This window comes from Pseudomonas cremoricolorata, from assembly GCF_000759535.1.
GTDB lineage: Bacteria > Pseudomonadota > Gammaproteobacteria > Pseudomonadales > Pseudomonadaceae > Aquipseudomonas > Aquipseudomonas cremoricolorata_A.
On record NZ_CP009455.1, the window covers coordinates 4,656,907 to 4,670,399 of the forward strand.

The window sequence follows — 13,493 nt, forward strand, 5'->3', positions numbered from 1 at the left end:
GTTTATGGATGAAGCTTTGCCTCGCCCACGTTTGCTGGTGATGTCGAAAGGCGCTCAGCGGATTCCTACTCTGCCCGCTTTGCTGCCCGAGTACGCCCTGCAACACGGCGTAGCCAGCGATGCCAATGCTGCCGAGTGCCTATTGGCCTGGGGACGCAAACCCAGCGCATTGCGAGCCATGAGCGCCGCAAACGCTGCAGGCAAGCGCGTGCTCACGGTGGAGGATGGTTTCCTGCGCTCTGTAGGCCTGGGTGCTGACGACCCGCCTCTGTCGCTGATTGTCGATGACCTGGGCGTGTACTACGACGCGACCCAACCCTCACGCCTCGAACGTCTGATTGCTCGACCATTGAGTACAGAGCAGTCTCGCCGCGCTTTGGCGCTGCAGGCACTTTGGCAACATCACAAGGTTTCCAAATACAACGCCGCGCGCATTCAACGGCCACTGCTGCCGAAAGACTGTGTGCTGGTGGTCGACCAAACCCGCGGCGATGCCTCGCTGCAAGGTGCCAAGGTCGACGATTTCATCCAGATGATGGATGCGGCTTTGCTGCGCTACCCCACTAGCACGGTGCTGCTCAAGGTTCATCCCGACGTCGTGGCAAAACGCAAAGCCGGTCATTTCGATGTGCCGAGCCTGCAGAAGCATCCTCGCGTCGAGATTCTGGCGCAAGACATTCATCCCGCCGACCTGCTGCCGCACGTGCAGGCGGTTTTCGTCATGACGTCGCAGCTTGGCTTCGACGCGCTGTTGTGGAATGTGCCTGTACATACCTGGGGAATGCCATTCTATGCCGGGTGGGGTCTGACCGATGATCGGCTCCCCGCGCCAAAACGGCGTGGCTCGGCCAGCCTGGCGCAGTTGATTCACGCGAGCCTGGTGGACTACCCACGCTACGTCTGCCCCGAACGCCAACAACCCTGCGCACCGGAAACCCTGATTCGCTGGCTGGGTCTGCAACGCAAGCATCGCAGCGTGCTGCCAGAACGGCTGCAGGCGGTCGGTTTCAGCCGTTGGAAAAGACCGTTGGTCGAGTTGTTCTTCAATGGCGCGCAGGTACGGATCATCAAACCCGGCAAACTGCCACGCAACGACTTGCCGACCCTGACCTGGGGATGCGGCTACGACCAACGCCTGCGCGACCACCCCTTGCCGGTCTTTCACGTCGAAGACGGCTTCCTGCGCTCCGTCGGCCTGGGCGCCGGCAAGGCGCGTCCACTGTCGTGGGTGGTGGATGACCTGGGCATCTACTACGACGCCACCCGCCCTTCGCGGCTGGAGCGCCTGCTGGCAGATAGCACTTTCGACGACGAATTGCTCGATCGTGCCGAAACGCTGCGCCAGGCCATCTGCCGTGCAGGGCTGACCAAGTACAACCTGCCCGGCCCGAGCTGGCAGCGTCCGGCCGAGGCCAAACGGGTGATTCTGGTCACCGGCCAGGTCGAGGATGACGCTTCGATCCGCTTTGGCAGCACCGACATTCGCAGCAACCTGCAACTGCTGCAGGCCGTGCGCGCCGCCAACCCTGACGCCTGGGTGCTGTACAAGCCGCACCCGGAAGTGACGGCCGGCACCCGTGCCCGTGGCGACGATGAAGCGCATACCGTGGACTGGTGCGACCAGGTGATCGGCGACACCCCGCTGCAGCAGCTGCTCGAGAGCGTCGATGAGGTCCACGTGCTGACTTCACAGTCGGGCTTCGAGGCGCTACTGCGCGGCGTGCCGGTCACCACCTACGGGCAGCCGTTCTATGCCGGCTGGGGCCTGACTTGCGACCTGCACCTGTCTGCCGAAGTGCAAGCCCGCCGCCAGCGTCGCCTGAGCCTGGCGCAACTGGTGGCCGGCACCTTGTTGCTTTATCCCACCTACGTCAGCCGCATCACCGATCGCTTCACCAGCGCTGAACAGACTCTTCATGAACTACAACATTGGCATGCGCTCTCGCAGCCAGGAGCGCCCTCTCGATGGCAGGACTTGATTCGACGCTTGTGCAACTGGTTGGGCTTGAAACGCCCAGCCAGTTGAAGGCAAGCCGGGCGGGTCGACCTCCGGCAGGTCGACCACGCAAGACATTCCTGCTGCTGCAGGGTGTCAGTTCACCGTTCTTCATGACCCTCGCCAAGGCGCTGCGCAGCGCCGGGCAGGTGGTCCACAGCATCAGCTACAACGTCGGCGACAGGCTTTACAGCGCAGGCTCGCAACATACCTGCCGCTGCCCGCTGGACGAACTGGAGGGCTACTACGCCGAGCGCTTCGCGCAGCTGCAGGTGACCGACATCGTGCTGTTCGGCGACTGCCGCCCGGTGCATCGCCCGGCCATCGCACTGGCACGACGCCTGGGCCTGGGCGTGCATGTGTTCGAAGAGGGGTACTTCCGCCCGTACTGGATCACCCTGGAGCGCGATGGGGTCAACAGCAACTCGGGGCTGCCGCGTGACCCGCAGTGGTATCGCGAAGTCGGCAAGCATGTGCCGCGCTATGACAACGGCAAGGCGTTCAAGCTGTCGTTCATGGCCCGCGCCAGCCACGACGTGATGTACCACGTCGGCGGCGCACTGAACCCTGTGTGCTACCCCAAATATCGCACCCATGCGCCGTTCAGCGCGGCCACCGAATATGCGGGCTTCATTCGCCAGGGTGCGCGCCTGCTGCGCTCGCGCCAGCGCGATAACGCCTTGGTGGCGCAGGTCGCCGAAGAACGCCAGCCGACCTTCCTCCTGCCCTTGCAGCTCGACAGCGACGCACAGATTCGCGACCACTCGCGCTTCGCCAACATGCGCGAAGTGATCGCCCATGTCATTGCCTCGTTCGCCGCCCATGCGCCGAGCGATGCCCGTCTGCTGGTGAAGAATCACCCGCTCACCCCGGGCCTGCTGAACTACCGCCAGATCACCGCGCAACTGGCCCGCGAGCACGATGTCGCCGAGCGCGTCGAATTCATGGAAAGCGGCTACATGCCGACGCTGCTTTCGCACATTCAGGGGCTGATCACCGTCAACAGCACCGCCGGAGCCTCGGCACTGTTCCATGGCCGCCCGACCATCGCCCTGGCCGAGCCGATCTATGCCATGCCGGGGCTAACCCAGCAAAGCAGCCTGGATGAGTTCTGGGTCGACCCGCAGGCGCCGGACATGACGTTGTTCAAGCGCTTTCGCAACACCGTGATCCACACCACTCAAGTCAACGGCGGCTTCTATACCCGCAGCGGCATGGACCTGGCAGCGGCCAACTGCCTGGACGTGCTGCTGGCCCCGACCAGTCGAATCGAACAGTACCTATGAGCTCACTTGCCTCCCCTCGCTGCATCCTCATCACTGGCGCCACAGGCGGTATCGGCGGCGCCCTGGCGCCCGAGTATGCCGCGCCGGGTGTCACCTTGATTCTCCAGGGCCGCCGCGAAGATCGCCTGCAACAGTTGGCCGAACAGTGCCGCGCACTGGGTGCCCGGGTGCTGCTAGAAGCCCTCGATGTGCGTGACCTGGACGCCCTGCGCAGCATGGTGCGACGGGTCAGCGAGGCCGAACGGCCCGACCTGATTCTGGTCGGCGCCGGGCTCAACACCGCAGTGGGCAGCGACGGTTCGGCCGAACGCTGGGACGACAGCCGCGCGCTGCTGGAGGTCAACGTGCTGGCTGCCATCGCCACCGTGGAAGCCGCACTGCCGGCCATGCGTGCCCGGGGCGACGGGCAGATCGCCCTGTTCAGCTCCCTGGCTGGCTGGCGCGGCCTGCCGGTGACGCCGACCTACAGCGCCAGCAAGGCGGCGATTCGCGTGTACGGCGAGGCCATCCGCGACTGGCTGGCGGCCGAGGGGGTGAAGATCAACGTCATCCTGCCGGGCTATGTGGAATCGAAAATGTGCTTCGAGATGCCTGGCCCCAAGCCCTTCCTGTGGACCGCCGACAAGGCGGCCCGGCGCATCCGCCGGGGCCTGGCGGCCGATAAGGCGCGTATCAGTTTTCCGTTTCCGCTGAACCTGGGCACCTGGCTGCTGGGGGTCATTCCGCAGCGGCTCTCTTCGATGATTCTGCGTGGGCTCAAGTACAGTGATTGAAGTGTCTTTGCTGACCGTTGCGCTGGCAGGCCTGGCGCTGACCGTGCTGGTCGAACGTTTTCTGCAGCCGCGTCCGGCGCTGCATCGCCCGCTGAGCTGCTGGGCGCTGCATGCCGGCGTGTGGTGCGTGGGCCTGGGGCTGCTGTATGCCCTCACCGGGCGGGCGCTGTTCAGCGGCGTCAACCTGCTGCTGGTGTGGCTGCTGATCGTGCTGGTGAGCAACTCTAAGTACCACTCGCTGCGCGAACCGTTCGTCTGCGCCGATTTCGAGTATTTCAGCGATGCAGTGAAGTTTCCCCGCCTGTATCTGCCCTTCTTCGGTTACGCCAAGGCCGCTGGCCTGGCCTTGGGCTTTGTAATCTATCTGTGGGCGGGCCTGAGTTTCGAAGCGCCGGGTTCACGTTGGGCAGCGCTGCTGCCGGGACTGCTTGGGCTGGGTCTGCTGCGCCTGGGCCATCGCCATCAAGTGCCAAGCTTCGATGCCGAGGCCGACGTACGCCGCTGGGGCCTGGCGGCCAGCCTGTGGCGTTATTTCTGGGCCGCACGCCAACCGGTCGATCGCGCGGCACTCGGGTCGCCGTTCGCACCACCCGCGCCCGCTGCAGCCCCAGCCGCTGCGTTGCCCGATATCGTCTCGATCCAGAGTGAATCGTTCTTCGATGTGCGTAGCCTGTGGCCAGGCGTGCGCGGCGAAGTGCTCGGCGAGTACGACCGGTTGGTAGGGCAATCGTTGGCCCACGGCAAGCTGCAAGTCGCGGCCTGGGGCGCCAACACTGTCCGCACCGAATTTGCTTACCTGACCGGCATCGAGGCCGAGCACCTGGGCGTGCACCGCTTCAACCCCTATCGCGTGCTGGCCCGCCAGGGTTTGCCGAGCATCGCCGCCCGGCTCAAGGCGCAGGGTTATCGCACCGTGTGCATCCACCCCTATGCCGGCAGCTTCTACGGCCGCGACAAGGTGTTGCCGGCCCTGGGCTTCGATGAGTTCATCGACGTCAGCAGCTTCTTCGAAGCGCAGAAGGCCGGCCCGTTCATCGGTGATTGCGCCGTGGCGGAAAAAATCCGTGGCCTGCTCAACGCCCAGGGCCGGCAACAGCCGCTGTTCATCCATGCCATCACCATGGAGAACCACGGCCCGCTGCACCTGGAAAGCGTCACCGACAGTGAACTACCCGCCTGGTTCGACCGCCCGCTGCAGCCCGGCATGCAAGACCTGGCCGCGTACCTGCGGCACATCGCCAATGCCGATCGCATGCTCGGCATGCTGCGCGAAACCCTGCAGGTGCATGGGCGTGAAGCCCTGCTGTGCTTCTTCGGCGATCACGTACCGATTCTGCCGCAGGTGTATCAGGCGGTCGGTGCGCCAGCCGGCGACACCGACTACCTGATCTGGTCGAACCGTCGTCAACCGGGCAGTCAGGCACAGCCATTACGGGTCGAGGCGCTGTCCAGCGCCCTGCTCGATCAGGCCAGCGGCACACCGCGTGCAGCCAGCCAGTCGAACGCGGCCGGTGTGGTCTGAAGCCATGCTGCGCATCGTCCCAGGCTCGACCCTGACTGCGACGCAGACCGCCGACCCGAGCTTGCAGCGCCTGATTACCCAAGGCCGTGGCTCGTTGGCCAGGCTGCTGGGCGACAGCGCCTGTCGCTACCGCCTGCTGGGCAGCGACCTGCACTGGGACCGTGTGCTGATCGCCTTCGACGGCGAGCGTGCGCTGGGCTTCGCCTCGTTTCGCTATGCTCGCCGCGGCCCTTTCGCGCTCAACTGGCAGCCGTTTCGCCGCGAGTTCGGTGTGCTGGGCGGGTGCTGGCGATTCGCCGGTTTCTGCCTGAGCGAGTGGCGTGAGTGGCATTACCCGTTCCTGCTCTACGGCCTGCGCGTGGTCAAGGCGGCGCGCAACCGCGGTGTGGGCTCGGCACTGGTGCAGGCGTGTCTGGCCCAGGCGCTGAGCCTGGGTGCTACAGCGGTCGACCTCGAGGTGCCGCTGCACAACGTCCGCGCTCAGCAGCTGTACCGCAAGCACGGCTTCGTCGCGCGCCGGCGCCGCTGGCTGACGCCGCTGCTGGGCATGCGTTGTGCACTTGTGGCCAGCCGCCGCACCTCGCAGAGGGCCGCACCATGAGTGGACCATTGACCCCACTGGTCGAAGGGCCGGGCTGGATCGGCATCATGTCGCAGTGGGTGGCCTTCAAGATTTTCCACCTGCCGCAGTTCCTCGGCCCGGAAGGCCCACCGTACTGGCTGTGGCGTCGCGGCAGCCGGCCGCCAAAAGGGCTCAAGGCCATCGCTGGCATCGGCTACAAGACGTCCTCGGCCCAGGCGCGGGTGCTGTGCCAGCGCTGGAACCTGCCGTACATCGCGCTGGAAGATGGCTTTCTGCGTTCCTCGTCACTGGGCGTGGAAGGCGATACACCCATGTCGCTGGTGATCGACCCGGTGGGCATCCACTACCTGGCCGACCGCCCTTCCCTGCTGGAAAATATTCTGCAAGCGCCCGAACAGTTGAGCGCCGCCGAACTCGACAGCGCCGACGCGCTGATCGCGCTGATGCGCCGCAGCGGCATCGGCAAGTACAACAACGCCCGCGACCTGCCCGAGGATGACCCGCTGGGTCGCGAGCGGCCGCTGGTGCTGGTGGTGGACCAGACTGCCGGGGACTTTTCCATCCCCGGTGGCGGCCTGTGCGAGGCCGATTTCGTGCGCATGCTCGATGTCGCCCTGGCCGAGAACCCCGATGCCGATGTGCGCGTGCGTATTCATCCCGACTGTGTCGGCGGGCACAAGCCCAGCTGTCTGCTGGCCGCTGCGCTCGAACGCGGCGTGGCGCTGGAGGCGCGCGAGGTGTCGTGGGCATCGCTGGCACGGCGCGCGAAGCGGGTCTACATCGGCACCAGCCAGGCCGGGCTTGAAGCCTTGATTCAAGGCGTGCCGGTAACCTGCTTCGGTTTGCCGTTCTACGCCGGCTGGGGCCTGACCGATGACCGCATGGCGATTGCCCGGCGTCAGGCACGGCCCGACCTGCGCCAACTGGTGGCGGCTGCCTATGTGCGCTACTGCCGCTATGTCGACCCACTGACCGGTCAGCTCAGTGACGCCCTGACCGTGGCCGATCTGCTCGCGCGCAAGAAAGCCTGCGACAGCCAGTTCGCCGGCGTCACCACGGTGCTTGGGGTGAAACGACACAAGCAGCACAACATTCGCCGCTTCTTCACCAGCCGCTGGGGGCAACTGCGTTTTGCCGAAGATTCGCCGCAGTTGCTCAGCCAAGTGGCCGCCGAACACGGCCGACTCCTGGTCTGGGCAGCACGCGAGCCGGAGGATCTGCAACGCCGTGCCGAACGCGCTGGCGTGGAGGTGTGGCGCATCGAAGATGGCTTTTTGCGCTCGAGCGGCCTGGGCGCGAACAACCGCCCGGCACGTTCACTGGTGCTCGACCGCAGTGGCATTCACTACGATGCCAGCCGGCCCAGCGACCTCGAGCAGATCCTTCAGCACAGCCCGTTCAGCCCCGCCGAACTGGCCGAGGCGGCGCGCTTGCGCGAAACCGCGGTGGCACTGGGGGCCAGTAAGTTCAACCTGCGCCAGGGGCCGCTGGGTCAGGTCAAGTCGGCGCCCGGTCAGCAGCGCGTGCTGGTGCCGGGGCAAGTCGAAGATGATGCCTCGGTGCTGCGCAGCGCAGGCGAGATTCGCAGCAACCTGCACCTGCTGCGCGCAGTGCGCGCCGCGCTGCCTGATGCCTGGATCGTCTATAAACCGCACCCGGACGTCGAAGCTGGTAAACGCCGCGGACGCGTGGCCGACGCTGAACTGGCCGGCCTGGCCGATCAGGTGCTGCGCGGGGTGGACATCGTCGCCCTGTACGGCCAGGTCGATGCCGTGCACACCTTGAGTTCAACCGCCGGCTTCGAAGCGCTGCTGCGCGGCGTGCCGGTGGTCACCTACGGCACACCGTTCTATGCCGGCTGGGGCCTTACCGAGGATCATCAGCCGCTGCCCCGGCGCAGCCGCCGTTTGACCCTGGATCAGTTGGTGGCCGGCGCCCTGTTGCGCTATGCGCGCTATGCCGACGTCCAGCATGCGCTGCCCTGCGATGCCTGGCACGCCCTCGCTTGTCTGGCCAGCCCGCGCCCTGCGCGGCTGCGCGAGCATGGGCGAGTGGCGCCGTTGCTCAACTACACCTGGACCATGCTCGGCCATCGCCGGCCGCTGGCCCCCGCAAAGGACTAGACCATGCCTGTATCGATCAAGGACATCGGCCGCTGCGCCGCGCTCCCCTGGCATTTCCTGCAGCTTGCCACCCACGCCAAATCGTTCGAGAACAACCCGGTGCTGGGCAGCGCCCGGCTCAATGCCCTGGGCCTGCACGTGCAGCGCCGCCAGTTGGCCATGGCCATGGCCGGCTGTCGCCGCCAGGCGCTGGGCAAGCGCCTGGACCCAAGCGAGCGTGAGCACTTCGAGCAGAACGGCTTTTTCATCCGCGAAAACGCCCTGCCGGCCGAGCAGTTCGCCGCTTTGCGCGCCGAGCTGGGCGCACTGCGCAGCACCGGCTGGGAGATGCGCCAAGGCCGCGCAGTGACGCGTCGGGTCAGCCTCGACCAGGATGTGCTGGCGCACAACCCGGCCAGCGCGGCGTTCGTCGCTGACCGTGGCGTGCGCGACCTGATCGCCTACGCCTCGTCCAACAGCGGTGGCATCACCTATCAGTTGCAGTCGATCATCATCGACGCGGCCAACGCCGACCACGACCCGCAGACCCGCCTGCACGCCGACACCTTCCACCCCACCGCAAAAGCCTGGCTGTTCCTCGATGACGTGGCCGACGACCAGGGGCCCTTCAGCTATGTGCCCGGCTCCCACCGCCTGACCCCTGAGCGCCTGGCTTGGGAATACCGGCAAAGCCTGGGCGCCGCACGCTCCAGCGAACAGATGCACCGTGAGGGCTCGTTCCGCATCGATGAAGCGCAATTGGCCGAACTGGGCCTGCCGCAACCGCGCCGCTTCGCCGTGCCGGCCAATACGCTGGTGGTGGCCGACACCTCAGGCTTCCACGCCCGTTGCGCCAGCCGCCACGCCAGCCACCGTGTGGAAATCTACGCAAGCCTGCGGCGTAACCCGTTCCTGCCCTGGCGCGGCGCGCACCTGTTCGCCCTGCCCTGGATCGCCAACCACCACATGCGCTGGGACGTACGCCTCAAGCGCATGATGGGGTTCGACAAGAAGAGCCACTGGCGTTTCATCGAGCAGCTCAATGCGTATGAGCCGGTGCATATCTGAGGGTGACTGGACTGGGCCGGCATAGCCGGTCCGGTTCTGCCTGCTTATACCCGCCGCTCGGCATACTGCAACACCACCTCCAACGGATGACGCAACTGCCGGTCGGCCAGGCGCTTGACCTGGCTGCGGCAGGAATAGCCCGTCGCCAGCGGTTCGCCGGCTTGCTCCAGCTTGCCGGCCCAGGACTGGGCGAAGATGGTTTTCGAGGTGTCGTGGTTACGCGCCTCGTGCCCGTAGGTGCCGGACATCCCGCAGCAGCCGGTAGCTTCGGTGGTCAGGCGTAGGCCCAGCCGGGCGAAGACCTTCTGCCACTGGCCGGTGCTGGCGGGCACGTTGGTCTTTTCCGTGCAGTGGGCCAGCAGGCGGAAATCGCCGGCATGGGTCACTGCCTGCTGGGGCAGTGCGTCGACCAGCCATTCCTGCGGCAATAGCACCTGGGGGCATTGCTCGGCGCCGGGCACGTGGGTGTATTCCTGGCGGTAGACCAGGGTCATGGCCGGGTCCAGCCCTACCAGCGGCACACCGCAGTCAGCCAACGCCTTGAGCTGGCGGGCATTGCGCACCGCCGCCTTGGCGAAGGCGCCGAGGAAGCCTTGCACGTGCAGCGGCTTGCCGTTGGCGCTGTAGGGCGCCAGGAACACCCGGTAACCGAGACGATCGGCGAGGTCGATGAAGCCGGCCAGCAGTGACGTCTCGAAGTAGCGGGTGAAGGCATCCTGCACCAGCACGATGCTGCGCGCCCGTTGCTGCGGGCTCAGCTCGCGCAGGGTCGGCACACTGGCCACGCCCACCTGGCAGCGGCTCAGGGTGGCCTGGAAGTTGAAGCGGCTAAGCAGCGGACTGTCGACCATGCCCACGCCGTCCGCCAGCAGGCGGCTCATCCATTTTGAGCCCATCACCGCGTTGTACGCCGCCGGCGCGTGGGCCAGGTAGGGAATGCTGAATTCCAGCGAGCCGATCAGGTAGTCGCGCAGCGGCCGCTGATAGCGGGTGTGGTACAGCTCAAGGAAGCGCGAGCGGAAATCCGGCACGTTGACCTTGATCGGACACTGTCCGGCGCACGACTTGCACGCCAGGCAGCCGGCCATGGCCTCGTACACTTCATGGGAGAAATCCGCCTGGCCCCGGCGCTGCATCCAGCGATTGCGCAGGCGCTGGGGCAGCCCCTTGAGCCAGTCGAGCCGACCGCGGCTGACCGCCAGCACGTCGATGTTCGCCGCCCCTTGCAGGCGCAGCCATTCGCGAATCAGCGAAGCACGGCCCTTGGGCGAGTGCTGACGCTGCCGGGTGGCTTTCCACGACGGGCACATGGCGTCGTTGGGGTCGTAGTTGTAGCAGGCGCCATTGCCGTTGCAGTGCACGGCGCTGGTAAAGCTTTGCCACACCCGCTCATCGATACTGCGATCAAGGTCACCGCGCAGGGTCACGCCGTCGACCTTGGTCAGCCCTTCGGCGCTGTCCGGCGGGGTGCAGATCTTGCCCGGATTGAGCTGGTTATACGGGTCGAAGGCGCCCTTGAGGCGTTGCAGCGCCGGGTACAGCTCACCGAAGTACTCCGGTACGTACTCCGAACGCAGGCCCTTGCCGTGCTCACCCCAGAGCAGCCCACCGTAGCGCTTGGTCAGCGCCGCCACGGCGTCGGAAATCGGCTTGACCAGCGCCGCCTGGGCCGGGTCTTTCATGTCCAGCGCCGGGCGTACGTGCAGCACCCCGGCATCGACATGGCCGAACATGCCGTAGGCCAGGCCGTGGCTGTCGAGCAGAGCGCGGAATTCGGCGATGTAGTCGGCCAGGCGCTCGGGCGGCACGGCGGTGTCTTCGACGAATGGCTGCGGGCGCACTTCGCCGGCGACGTTGCCCAGCAGCCCCACCGAGCGCTTGCGCATCACGTATACCCGGGTCACCGCCTCGGCGCCTTCGGCCAGGGTGTGGCCCAGGCGCTCGACACTGCTGTCCGATTGCAGGTGGGCGACGAACGCTGCGACCCGCGCATTGACCTCAGCCGGATCATCGCCGCAGAACTCCACCAGGTTGATGCCCAGGGTCGGGCGCGCCGCATCTTCGGGGAAATACTCGGCGACGCTGTGCCAGACGATGTCCTTCATCGCCAGCAGCAATACCTTGGAATCCACCGTCTCGATCGACAGCGGCTTGTGCGCCATCAGCGCGTTGGCATCGCGCAGGGCGTCCATGAAGCTTGAGTAGCGCACGTTGACCAGCACTGCGTACTTGGGAATCGGCAGCACATTGAGCTTGGCCTCGACCACATAGCCCAGCGAGCCTTCAGCGCCGCACAGCACGCTATTGAGGTTGAAGCGGCCCTGCTCGTCGCGCAGGTGCGCCAGGTCGTAGCCGGTCAGGCAGCGGTTGAGCTTGGGGAAGGTGCGCTCGATCAGTTCGCGCTGATGCTCGGCGATGTCCGCGGCCATCCGGTGCACCTCACCGACCCGCCCGGGCTGGGCGCAGGCCTGTTGCAGGGCGGCATCGTCGATCGGCTGGCTGTGCAGGCGTTCACCACCGAGCAGCACGGTATCGAGTTCCAGCACGTGATCGCGGGTCTTGCCGTAGGTGCAACTGCCCTGGCCGCTGGCGTCGGTGTTGATCATGCCGCCGATGGTGGCGCGGTTGGAGGTCGACAGTTCCGGGGCGAAGAACAGCCCGTGGGGCTTGAGCGCGGCGTTGAGCTGATCCTTGACCACCCCAGCCTGCACCCGTACCCAGCGCTGCTCGACGTTGATTTCGAGAATCTGGTTCATGTGCCGCGACAGGTCGACGACGATGCCGTCGGTCAACGACTGGCCGTTGGTGCCGGTACCGCCGCCGCGTGGGGTCAGGCGAATCTCGCGGAAGCGCTCATGGCCCATCAGCGTGGCAATGCGCGCCACGTCTTCGGCGTCGAGCGGGAACACCGCAGCCTGGGGCAAGCGCTGGTAGATCGAGTTGTCGGTGGCAAGCACCGTGCGGGTACCGTAGTCGGCGCTGATCTGGCCACGGAATCCGCTGCCGCGCAGGGCCTCGAGAAAGACGCTGTAGTGGGCGGCGGGAACCTGGGCGGGCAGCTGGGCGATCATCGGGGGATGGCCTCGTAGGAATGGCGTGGTCACGGTGTACAGGCGGTCGGAAGACGGCCCGAAATTACGATTCATTGTCATTTGCGCACAGGTCTTGCGAGCGAGAATGACGCGTGCGCCAATGTTCCTGTAGTTTCGGGGCCAGGGCAAACGGATATTCCGCTGGCTATGCATGAGTTTTATGAATGAATTACCGCCATCTTACCCCCTCGATGTCGCTGCTGCTGGCCTTCGAGGCCGCCGCGCGCCACGAAAGCTACACCCGTGCTGCGGTCGAGCTGTCGCTGACTCAGAGCGCCATCAGCCGCCAGGTGCAGGCCCTTGAGCAGCAGCTGGGCCTGACGCTGTTTCGCCGCGAGGGCCGCCAGGTGCAACTGACCGACGTCGGGCGCTTGTACCAGCGCGAGTTGAGCGAAGCCCTGGGGCGCATCCGAAGCGCCACCTTGCAGGCGTTGGCCCATCAGTCCGGGGTGGGCACACTGCGCCTGGCGACGTTACCGACCTTCGGCTCTAAGTGGCTGCTGCCAAGGCTCAATACGTTCTATGCGGCGCACCCCGGCATGCTGGTGCACATTCATTCACGTATCGAAGCGATCAACTTCGACACCAGCGAAATCGATGCCGCCATCGGCGTGGCCACCCACGACCTGCCCGGATTGATCTGCCATCGCCTGCATGCCGAGCAACTGCTGGTGATTCTTCCCGCCAATGCGGGCGAGGATGCGCAACCGTGGACCCCGACGCGGATCAGCCAGGAGTTGCTGCTCAACGTCGCCAACAACCCGCATGCGTGGGGCGAATGGTTTTCCCATCACGCCCTGCCCCATCGCACCATGCGCCTGGGGCCGAGCTTCGAGCTGACCTCGCACTTGATTCAGGCGGTGCGCGCCGGCATCGGCATTGGCCTGGTGCCGCGGGTACTGGTTGAAGATGAGCTCGACAGCGGCGAGCTGTACAGCGCCGGGGAGCCGTTCGCCAGCCAGCGCAGCTATTACCTGATCTACCCGCCGCGCAACGAGAACCTGCCGTCGCTGCGTGCATTTCGCAGCTGGTTGCTGGCCCAGCTGTAACGACAAGGGGCCGCAGTGCGGC

9 protein-coding genes are annotated in these 13,493 nt (G+C 66.0%); 8 read left to right on the forward strand and 1 reads right to left on the reverse strand.

The genetic code is table 11. From position 1 onward, the window contains the following. Positions 1 to 4 precede the first annotated feature (4 nt). Genes LK03_RS20985 through LK03_RS21015 form a run of 7 tightly spaced genes read left to right on the forward strand, consistent with a single transcriptional unit; the run spans position 5 to position 9,330 of the window. Positions 5 to 2,026 (forward strand): capsular polysaccharide biosynthesis protein, encoded by a 2,022-nt coding sequence (locus tag LK03_RS20985; RefSeq protein ID WP_038414450.1) that lies wholly within the window; start codon positions 5 to 7, stop codon positions 2,024 to 2,026. After that, on the forward strand, positions 1,966 to 3,282 hold the full coding sequence (locus tag LK03_RS20990; RefSeq protein ID WP_038414451.1) for a capsule biosynthesis protein: 1,317 nt from the start codon (positions 1,966 to 1,968) through the stop codon (positions 3,280 to 3,282). The genes LK03_RS20985 and LK03_RS20990 overlap by 61 nt, the downstream gene beginning before the upstream one ends. Continuing rightward, positions 3,279 to 4,055: an SDR family NAD(P)-dependent oxidoreductase gene (locus LK03_RS20995; RefSeq protein WP_038414452.1), complete on the forward strand. Its 777-nt coding sequence runs from the start codon at positions 3,279 to 3,281 to the stop codon at positions 4,053 to 4,055. Before LK03_RS20990 ends, LK03_RS20995 begins: the two co-directional genes overlap by 4 nt. A 7-nt stretch (positions 4,056 to 4,062) precedes the next feature. Beyond that, on the forward strand, positions 4,063 to 5,577 hold the full coding sequence (locus LK03_RS21000; protein WP_205621251.1) for a sulfatase-like hydrolase/transferase: 1,515 nt from the start codon (positions 4,063 to 4,065) through the stop codon (positions 5,575 to 5,577). Between the two features lie 4 nt (positions 5,578 to 5,581). Then, positions 5,582 to 6,178: a GNAT family N-acetyltransferase gene (locus tag LK03_RS21005; protein WP_049870587.1), complete on the forward strand. Its 597-nt coding sequence runs from the start codon at positions 5,582 to 5,584 to the stop codon at positions 6,176 to 6,178. Beyond that, a complete protein-coding gene (locus LK03_RS21010; RefSeq protein ID WP_038414454.1) occupies positions 6,175 to 8,283 on the forward strand; it encodes a capsular polysaccharide biosynthesis protein in 2,109 nt (702 codons plus the stop codon). Before LK03_RS21005 ends, LK03_RS21010 begins: the two co-directional genes overlap by 4 nt. A gap of 3 nt (positions 8,284 to 8,286) precedes the next feature. Then, on the forward strand, positions 8,287 to 9,330 hold the full coding sequence (locus LK03_RS21015) for a phytanoyl-CoA dioxygenase family protein (protein WP_038414455.1): 1,044 nt from the start codon (positions 8,287 to 8,289) through the stop codon (positions 9,328 to 9,330). A 44-nt stretch (positions 9,331 to 9,374) separates the two neighbouring features. Here LK03_RS21015 and ydiJ read toward each other — a convergent pair whose 3' ends face one another. After that, the gene (gene ydiJ / locus LK03_RS21020) at positions 9,375 to 12,401 is read right to left on the reverse strand and encodes a D-2-hydroxyglutarate dehydrogenase YdiJ (protein ID WP_038414456.1); all 3,027 of its coding nucleotides are present in this window, start codon (positions 12,399 to 12,401) and stop codon (positions 9,375 to 9,377) included. Between the two features lie 185 nt (positions 12,402 to 12,586). Between ydiJ and LK03_RS21025 the strand changes: the two genes are divergently transcribed. Next, on the forward strand, positions 12,587 to 13,471 hold the full coding sequence (locus tag LK03_RS21025; RefSeq protein WP_038414457.1) for a LysR substrate-binding domain-containing protein: 885 nt from the start codon (positions 12,587 to 12,589) through the stop codon (positions 13,469 to 13,471). Positions 13,472 to 13,493: the final 22 nt, after the last annotated feature.

Coding starts and splice junctions, on each gene's coding strand:
- LK03_RS21015 (WP_038414455.1), top strand. CDS start 8,287: ATGCCTGTATCGATCAAGGACATCGGCCGCTGCGCCGCGCTCCCCTGG.
- LK03_RS20995 (WP_038414452.1), top strand. CDS start 3,279: ATGAGCTCACTTGCCTCCCCTCGCTGCATCCTCATCACTGGCGCCACA.
- LK03_RS21005 (WP_049870587.1), top strand. CDS start 5,582: ATGCTGCGCATCGTCCCAGGCTCGACCCTGACTGCGACGCAGACCGCC.
- LK03_RS21010 (WP_038414454.1), top strand. CDS start 6,175: ATGAGTGGACCATTGACCCCACTGGTCGAAGGGCCGGGCTGGATCGGC.
- LK03_RS20985 (WP_038414450.1), top strand. CDS start 5: ATGGATGAAGCTTTGCCTCGCCCACGTTTGCTGGTGATGTCGAAAGGC.
- ydiJ (WP_038414456.1), bottom strand. CDS start 12,401: ATGATCGCCCAGCTGCCCGCCCAGGTTCCCGCCGCCCACTACAGCGTC.
- LK03_RS20990 (WP_038414451.1), top strand. CDS start 1,966: ATGGCAGGACTTGATTCGACGCTTGTGCAACTGGTTGGGCTTGAAACG.
- LK03_RS21025 (WP_038414457.1), top strand. CDS start 12,587: ATGAATTACCGCCATCTTACCCCCTCGATGTCGCTGCTGCTGGCCTTC.